The sequence below is a fragment of the bacterium genome (assembly GCA_024226335.1).
Classification (GTDB): domain Bacteria; phylum Myxococcota_A; class UBA9160; order SZUA-336; family SZUA-336; genus JAAELY01.
In genome coordinates, this window is sequence record JAAELY010000024.1 from 1 (window position 1) to 8,325 (window position 8,325).

The 8,325-nt window shown below is 60.5% G+C and carries 5 protein-coding genes; 2 read left to right on the forward strand and 3 right to left on the reverse strand.

The genetic code is table 11. From position 1 onward, the window contains the following. Positions 1-871 precede the first annotated feature (871 nt). Positions 872-4,870: a hypothetical protein gene (locus GY725_00855; GenBank protein MCP4002719.1), complete on the reverse strand. Its 3,999-nt coding sequence runs from the start codon at positions 4,868-4,870 to the stop codon at positions 872-874. A gap of 288 nt (positions 4,871-5,158) precedes the next feature. Between GY725_00855 and GY725_00860 the strand changes: the two genes are divergently transcribed. Together GY725_00860 and GY725_00865 are read left to right on the forward strand one after the other, a co-directional pair. Then, positions 5,159-5,359 (forward strand): hypothetical protein, encoded by a 201-nt coding sequence (locus GY725_00860; GenBank protein ID MCP4002720.1) that lies wholly within the window; start codon positions 5,159-5,161, stop codon positions 5,357-5,359. Positions 5,360-5,500: 141 nt separating this feature from the next. After that, positions 5,501-5,719, forward strand: a complete 219-nt coding sequence (locus tag GY725_00865) for a hypothetical protein (protein ID MCP4002721.1) — start codon at positions 5,501-5,503, stop codon at positions 5,717-5,719. A 1,685-nt stretch (positions 5,720-7,404) separates the two neighbouring features. Here the strand turns inward: GY725_00865 and GY725_00870 are convergent. Both GY725_00870 and GY725_00875 read right to left on the reverse strand, forming a co-directional pair. Then, positions 7,405-7,776, reverse strand: coding sequence for a type II toxin-antitoxin system PemK/MazF family toxin (locus GY725_00870; protein MCP4002722.1), 372 nt, complete (start codon positions 7,774-7,776; stop codon positions 7,405-7,407). Then, positions 7,751-8,314 carry a hypothetical protein gene (locus GY725_00875; GenBank protein ID MCP4002723.1) on the reverse strand — a complete coding sequence of 188 codons (564 nt, stop codon included), beginning with the start codon at positions 8,312-8,314 and terminating at the stop codon, positions 7,751-7,753. The genes GY725_00870 and GY725_00875 overlap by 26 nt, the downstream gene beginning before the upstream one ends. Positions 8,315-8,325: the final 11 nt, after the last annotated feature.

Sequence of the window (8,325 nt, forward strand, 5' to 3'; positions counted from 1 at the left end):
GCCGGATCCGTCTCCTTCGGCTGTGACACTCGACTGCGGAGGGTAAACTATTGCGGCATACAAGGCACAATGGCGCCCGAAGTGGGTGGGACCCTGATTCCCGATCCGAGCTGACCGGCCGCTCGGCCGCGAGCCCGGTCCTGGCGGCACGCCTCACTAATCGCCGCTCGCTCCTGACTCAGCGCTCTCGGGTGTCGAGCCAGCCGCATCAGCACTGCCCTTAATCGCCTGGATCTCTTCGGCATTCTCTGGTATCACGGAAAGCTCAGCCGCCATTTCGTGTAGGCTCGCCTGCAAGGCCTCGAGCGTAGCCATGGCGCCCTCAGTAAGGCGAAACGCCGCCTTACTCAGCTCTACCTGGGTTGCTGGATCATCGTTCTCACCTCGGCGCGGCGTACTCCGTTTGGATTCTGACTCGAAGAGGCGCCCCCACTCTTCTAGCAACATCACCGTCCGTTGCTCGTCCTTATCGAGCGCAGCCACGGCGACATCCGGCGCTCGGATCGCGGCAGTCTCAGGAGGCAACTGCATGAAGAGAAGAGCCATGATCAGCCGTGAAATTGTGTCAAACAGTCCGGCGGCTAGTTCGTCGCGCCTCTTCCCGCGGCCATAGACGTGGTAGCCAAAGGGATTCGCCCCGGGTCTCAGCCGATGCAGCACCGAAAGAACCTCACCATATCGCTGAAGCGGGTGGGCGTGGCCGGGCATCGTGCGCCGGTGTTCCCAGAGCCGCAAGATCGTCTCTTCCGCATCTTTTCGTGACTTTGCTCGTCGAGCGGGTTCGGCGTCATTCTCCGCAGCGTCGATCAGTTCAGCCACATGGTGCGCCATCCACCGGCCAAGCGTATCAACGCTATCGGCAAAACCCAGCTCACGGACGAGGTGCTTTCCAAGTTCCAATACGTCCTTCGGCGGCTTCGATGCTGCCGTCTCGACGGAAGACGTAGATTCGGTGGAAGCGGGCTGCCTTCTTTTCTCGTTTGTCATATTGCCATGATTCTCCATCGCCCTTATTGCTCCTGTTGATCTCGACTTCCACGATCAAATCAAGCTCACGCTGGCCGAGGAAGCGACTCAGCGCTTCGCGGTCGATAAAGAGCCGGTAGCCTCTGGAGCGAATGGATCTGTCAGATCGTCTTCGCTCCTCAAGATCGGAGAAGTTACCCCAGGCCTCGTAGCGAAGAACAGGCTGGCGGGATCGCTCCGTGACCCACGCTGCCTGACCGTCGTATTGGAACTGAACACGAAGGGCCTTGGCTGTCTTGCTCGACGGTTTGCATTCAATCGCGCGTGCCTCGAATCGCAATGGGTCGTGTTCATCCAACCTGGGGACTCGATAATTGCCAGCCAGCCATCCTACGAGTTTGTAAGGATGCGAGTCGATCTCCAGGCTGTCGCCATCGGGGAGTATTCGGTAGTCGTGGGAGTCTTCGATGGTCTGAAGTGCGCGGACGAGCGCGCCGGCATTCTTGTGTGATACGAGAGCGGTCGCCACCCTGGCGTCTGCTCTGAACTCGTAGGAGTACGTTTCGTGCCTGCTTCCGACGACAAGCGAGCTTTCGCTGCTCGCAAGCCCCAACTCTGCCAGAAACTCAGCGTCACCCACCGCCTCTACCCAGGGCTCCAGATCACCACCTGGCACATTCCACAGCCCGCCCTCCAAAGGCAACGGGCTGAGCACGTCAGCGAGCCACAAGGGCGGGTCGGTCAGACCTTCCTTCCGCAGCCTACTCTCCAGTGTGTGCCACTCGTCTTCCGGCTTCGCGCTGACGAGTGGGTGGCTGAGCATCAGCTCACCCGTCGCGCACCACATGGCATGCCACTCCAAATAGGTCTGGAATCGCTCCAGAATCGGTCTTGAACCATTGTCATTGTAGCTCAAGCTGCGGGTTCTCTCGGAGAACCTGCGGGAGCGACGTTCGCTATCAAAAGACCGAACATCAGCCTCAACGCCCCATCGACCCACGATCCATCGCTCCGCAGCGTCGAGAAAAGTCGTTTCGTCAAGATCCGAGAAAGCCTTGAGAGCCCCACTGTACCAATAAGGCAACGTAAACATGGAATCGAAGTTGAAACGCCGCTCTGCGGTATCCGCTGGTCCAAAAAGCCCGAAGAAGTGTCGCGATCCTCTGGCCCTCCTCCGAGGAATCGGGCTAACGTTTGCGGTCTCCAGCGCCGCGCCGGTTTCCTCGTCGAGCGTCACCACTCCGCTCGCGCTGAGTTTCTGGAGCGCCGACCGGGCAAGAGCCCGCAGAAGAACGTGGGGAAGATTCTCATCACATGCAATATCGACGAGGGCATCACCATGCTCTGCCATGGCCGATGGTGACTCGCTGGCCACGCGTTCGAGCGCGATCACAAGCCACAAACGAGCCGCCAGCCCGTAGAACGGTGCCTCGGGAACGCGGAAGCTGGCCTCGACGTCTCGGCCGTAGAGCGTCATCAGCTCTGCTACGATGCCTGATTCGCCAAGACGAACGAGTTGCCTTACAGCGTGAGCCGCCCGCCACCTCATCCGAACGTCCACGTCTCCCATGAAAGCATAGATCAGGCGGGCAATGGACCGTTCTGAAGACCGAGGGATATCGTCCAGATCCCAACGATCTCGCTCGGCTGAAGGGATCCGCTCGACAAGTCGTTCGACATATCGTGTCGCGAGCTGCGCTGCTTCCCGTGGATCGAGAAAGCTTGCTGTCAGACCGACGAGCGCATAGACGGTTTGTGCCTCGAGCACACCAGCATGGCGCTCCATCCCTTCGATCAGCGCGGTACATACTTGCTGAGGAGAGGCTGACGTTTTCTCAAGGAGAAATGGGAGCCGAGACTCCCCGATAGCGAGCCAGCGACAGAAACCCGGCAGTCTGTCCACGATCACCCTCAGCAGTCGGTTTCTGCACCAGGCGTCGATCGAAGGCGACTCTCCGAACCATGCATCGATGCAAGCAGTAATAGCATCGGCAACATTGTTGCTTTCCATGAAGGCATCGTCCGTGTCAAACATCTCCATCATCTGCCATGCGTGGAGCGCCTCGAGATGGGCCGCCCTGTCACCGATGGCCACACCGGACCGTATGCGATTGAGGGTTTCGGAAGTGGACGCATAGCCACTCGATGCGTGGGCGCTCTCGTGGTCGCGTCTGACTTCCGCGGCAATCTCCGCGGCTTCCACGAAGCGGCACAAAGGCATGTCAGGGCTAGTGAATCGGTCAGCCTCCAGAGCTGACGGGGGCGCCTCTCCCGGCGGCGCTTCCTCCGGTTGACTGCTCGTTGGAATCCGGCCACTGCTGCGTTCATGAAACTCTGTCGCTCGGGCCAGGTGCTCGAGCCAACGGCCGCGGGTTCCGCTAATTGACAGCGCATCGAGGGCCTTCAAGACTTGTGGTCGCCTTCCTCGACCGAATCGAAGCATCTCATCTCGGGCTACCTCTTCGGCCACCGAAGTAGGGCCTCCTTGCCAAGCCCGGTTCTTTACTTTCGCAGCAATCAGCTCAACGAGCTCGATACCGACATCATCCAACAAAGGTGTCAGTCCAACGACATGCGGCGGCGAAACGTCGTCCCCATCCAATGCCGCCGTTAACACCGGCGGTAGGAAAACCGCATTTTCGACGAGGCCACAATCTCCCCAGCGACCAGCTGCGGCGAGCGCCATGTCCACACCAAGAGTCGAAAGCGCGCGTGCGGTTGCCTTCCACGGAAACTCCCCATATCCGGATAGCCTGACGGCCGCGTCGCCGGTGACAATCGCGTAGTCCCTTGCCACGCGTCGCCGTGACTCTCCTTTCATGGTACCGACAGCGCGTTGCGACAGCGGCTCGAACAGCGCGATCTGATGGAAGACCTCGTAGTCAATGTCGTTTGAGACTTCGATGGCATCGTTGAAGATACTCTCAGCGTCGCCATGACTCAAGGGGACGACGAACCGTGCGAGATGCAGCAAGCGTTCGAGCTTCTCCCTCGCACCGGTTCTCGCGTGACGGATGGCGTCAACCTCACCGGTCACCGCCTGGAGAATTGCCGGATGCAGCGTTCTGTCGAGGGCAAAGCGGGCAAGGACCTGCAAGTTGACACTCTGGGACGCCCCGTTTCGGGAGTTGCACATCGCTAAAGTGCTACCGAGGAGCGCCGCTCTATCGATCCCCGGCACTACCAGCAAGCGAGCGAACGATTCTGCAATCCTGGACCGCATCATCGTCGCTCCACTACGCGAAAACGAGTGCTCCTCTCTGTAAAGGTGCTCCATCTCCTTCTGGAGTTGCACGTTTAGTTCATCGGGCGCAAGCGCTCCCGTCAAGACTTGGGCACGCATGTCATAGAGTTTGACCAGAGGCGTCAGAAACGCCGGGGCCGTCCGTTTGTTCTCCGTGTCGGATCTCTGGCCTTGCGCCTTCCGCGTCACCGAAGCGTCATCGTCTCCTGGTGCGTCGGGCCAGAATGCATCCAGCGTCAACTCTTGTCCAGTGCATCGCTTCTGCAGAGCACAGGCTCGGAGAGAGAGATCAAGAGTTGTTGGCCGTCCTGTATGCCGGCGATACTCTGGCTCGGCAAACAGTTCAACGACGTGCGCGATCCGCTCGAGCTCTCCGCCCCGCGCCGCTATGATCTCGCACGCCGTCAGGATCGCATCAAGGCGCCTGGCAGTAGTATCGTCATCTCGCCAAGCATTGTTGAGCACATCAAGCCGGATGAGACGTCTATGGTGAAGACGCGCCGCTGAGGTTTCGAGCCTCTCCACTTCCGATGTTCTGCCTGCAAGGGCCAGCGGCACGAGGACGAATAGATCCCAAGGCGCAGAAAGAGGCGCCTCCTTCACACATCGTTCGACCAGTTCCACATCGCCGCCGGCAATCAGCTCTTCCGACAGAAGCATCGCAACATCTAGCGCGATCGTGCGTGGTCGCCATCGTCGAAGGTTCTCAACGCCTCGCCTTGGTCCGCCGACTCGGATCACTGCCTCTGTTTCCGCTGCGATGTCCCGGATGTTGATTGGCCACGGAGTCACCGCATTGGGTCCCCAGTGTGGATGCGCCTTCTTCTCAGCTTCCACTTGTTCGGTCCTGCGCTGGAACCATGCCTGCAAATGGCGATGACCTTCTCGTACCGAGATCGCGTCATCTCTCCGGGAATCCGCCGCCATGAGGTGGAAGAGCAGTGGGCCATGATGCTTGATCAGGCTGGGCTCACGAAGAACAGCACGACCTGCTGTGTCGCGTGCGAAGCGTGCTGCGAGATCGGGATTCTCGACGAGGGCTTCCCTCATCGCGGCGTCGGTCTTGAGTGCCTCCGCTCCGATGAGGAGCGTGAGGAGCGCATCGACGTTGTTGTGCGACTCACGGCACACCTTCATCGCGACCCGTAGCCGCCGCATCTGCGCTTCCCGCCGGACGACCGGATCTCCGATGGCCTGAGGCTCTCTCTTGACCAGCTCGAGTACCTCGTGACCGCGGCCCGCATCGAATAATGCCTCCGCCAAATAGGCAGCCGCGTAGGCGTTCCTTTCGTGCTGCTGGGTGAAATACTCGGCGATTTGCTCCCTCACGGCAGGAAGATGCGGTGTGGCTTCGGCCCGGATAAAATGCTCGAAATCCTCGTCCGCAAAGCCGATGGTAGCACCGCTGAGGCGAACACCTGGAGCGAGATCGGAACACAGATCGAGCGCTTCATGCTCATTGAGACCGGCCACTGCCGCAAGATCAACAACGGGAATCGGGCGCGGTAGACAGACCAAGCTCGCCCAGAATTCTTCGACTACTCGTTTCTCGCCGCGTTTCCGGACAGCATGCTCCAACTGCGATCCGAAGATCCCGTCTAGGGCCTTGCCTTCCGGCCGAAGGTAGTCGAGCGCGCGGTCGCTTTCGTTCCCTGCGTAGTCGAGCGCGTATCGCAGTACGCGGGGGTTGCCGCGAGAAAGCTCGTGGAAATCATCGAGCCAAGCCTCAGGCGCATCGACCCAGGAGGCTCGAACGTAGTCCGCGGTCTCGGCACGGGAGAAACTCGGCATCTCCCGTCTTTCCCACGATTGCGGCAGATCAAGGTCGGGAAGGCGACCGGTTCGCGCCGTGATGACCAAGCGCACGTTACTCGGGATGCTACCGAGATGCATGAAGTCATGAACGAAGCTTCTTTCGGACGGAACTCGGCTGCTTGCCGCCGTGACCGAATTGTCCGCAGCATCGACGGCGATGACAAGCAAAGCGCAGGGATCGACGGACTCGATTACCTCAGCTGCCCTGGCCAGCCGCCGGCTGAAGACTCTCGGGTAGTCGAGGTCGGAGTTGCGGCTGACAAGAAGCGGAATTCGCAGACGAGCCGCAAGGTCGTTCGAGAGTTGAAGGAAGGCGTCTTGCGATCTATGCCGGTATCCGTCGGAATCGAGATAGCTCCCTCCCCCATAGCAGTCAAACACGATAATCCGTGATCCTTTGGGGAGTAATGTTTCAATCTCCTGTAGTGCCGTCGTCTTCCCACATCCACCCTCACCGTGTATGCAGATCCGTTGGTCGCCGCGGCGCTGGAGATCGACCACTCGACGTGAGGCCCCGCGCAGGATCAGCTGGTCGATGCTCTTGATCTGTGTCGAACAGGGAAACAGGGCACGTGGATCCGAGAAACCGAACTCGACGAGGATCGACTGGCGCGTGATTATCTCGCCCTTGGCCTCAGGCATCATCCTTTTGCGCACGAATCGCAGCAGGTGGTCGACCGATGAACGCGCATCTTCGTCGGTCCACTCGCTTACCTGCGCCAGGATCTTCTCTTCAAGTCGAAAACGTGAGTCGTGGCCGCATTCTGAGAGATCCAGTGCATCTGTGAAAGAATCGAAGGCCTCACTAGTGAGCTTGCATGCTCTCTCGAGCTTGGCGCGATCGGACCGCCGCGATGAGTCGCCCGACGGATCAACGTTCTCGGCAGGCGGGGACGCGAGCGCATCGAGTACGGAGCCATGGACAGGCTGATTGCTCACAAGGCGCGCACTGACGCGACGGTCAGTGACCAATTCGGAATGCTTGCGGTTTAGTGCGTTATATGCCTTCGCCAGTCGACCGATCACCGAGTTGGCCTGGAGTCTATTGGTGGTGGAGGTCAGGCGAGGGATCGTCCACTTCTTGTCCGGGTCTGCCGACGAGTATTTCAGCTGGTCGATAATTATGCGGTCTGGAGAATCCGGTTCTGAGCCGTGGTAGAAGGTGCAATCTACGCCATCCCAGGTATCCGGCGATGTTCCGCTCTCATCGTTGGGCAGCACGCCTTCGAGCAGGACGGCCGACAGGCTGGAGTTCGGTGCGAGCAGCGTGAGCGCCTGGCGCAAGGCCCACAGCTCGTGGAAGTCGTCACCCGCGTTCGAACCGCGGGCGCCACGAAAATCAGGCTGATTCATGAGCGTGGCGACACGGACGGCCCCTCTCATGCACCGACGCAGATCGCGACCGCGGCCGAGATCTCTTCGAGCTGCTCCGCGTCGAGGTCGCCGAGCTTGGTGACGAAACGCCTGAGGGAGAGAGACTTCACCTGGTAGCAATCGGCCACCGACTCGTTCCGGAGGCCGTTCCTACGTGTCTTCTCGACGTGGACAAGCCAGGGCACCGTGACGAACCTGGCCTGCCAGCTGGTCATGGGCACGACGATCCGAAGCGGCAGCCGGCCGACGGATGACGGGTTCACCACGACGGCCGGCCGGGTCTTGCCGATCTCAGCACCTTCTATCGGGTCGAAGCGGACCCGCCAGATCTCGCCACGGACAGGCCGGGGGTCATTCGTCGCCGAGCGAGGCGTCAACGTGATCCTCCCAACTCATGGCTTCGAAGCCCGCCAAAGAGCCATCGTCTTCATACTCGTCCGCGACGAGTGCTGCCGCTTGTTCGAGCAGCTGCTCTCTCTCCGCCGCCGGCAATTGCAGCAGTGATCGCGCACTCATGGCACCTACGGGCTGGGTGGGGAGCTCCTCGACCTCTTGGGTCACGCCAGGACAGATACGCTCGGCCCGGGCGGCGCTCAACATGCCTTCGGCGAGGGCACGGACCGTGAGCTGCCTGAGTTTCCTCGGCCGCTCCTGTCCCTTGAACTCCACAGGTTCCCGGCGGCGCCAACCGCGGGCGCTAAGATTGGCGAAGAGCGTCCGGACGTGAGCCTGCCCGATGATACCGAGGTCCCTGGCTCGAAAGATCCATGCCTGCATGCTCAAGCCGTGCTTCTGCTTGAGCAAGGCCAGCTCTCGAAAATCCAGGTGGCGGCGGCGGGTCCCGAGCTCGCGGCGCGCCGTCGCCGCGGTGACGAGAAAAGCAGCCGCGAAGCGGTGTGCCAGCTTCTCGATCACCCGGTGCTCCA

Excerpts from the sequence above, each read along its gene's own strand:
- GY725_00860 (MCP4002720.1), top strand. The coding sequence starts at position 5,159 with ATGATGCTTGATCAGGCTGGGCTCACGAAGAACAGCACGACCTGCTGT.
- GY725_00855 (MCP4002719.1), bottom strand. The coding sequence starts at position 4,870 with ATGCTTCTGTCGGAAGAGCTGATTGCCGGCGGCGATGTGGAACTGGTC.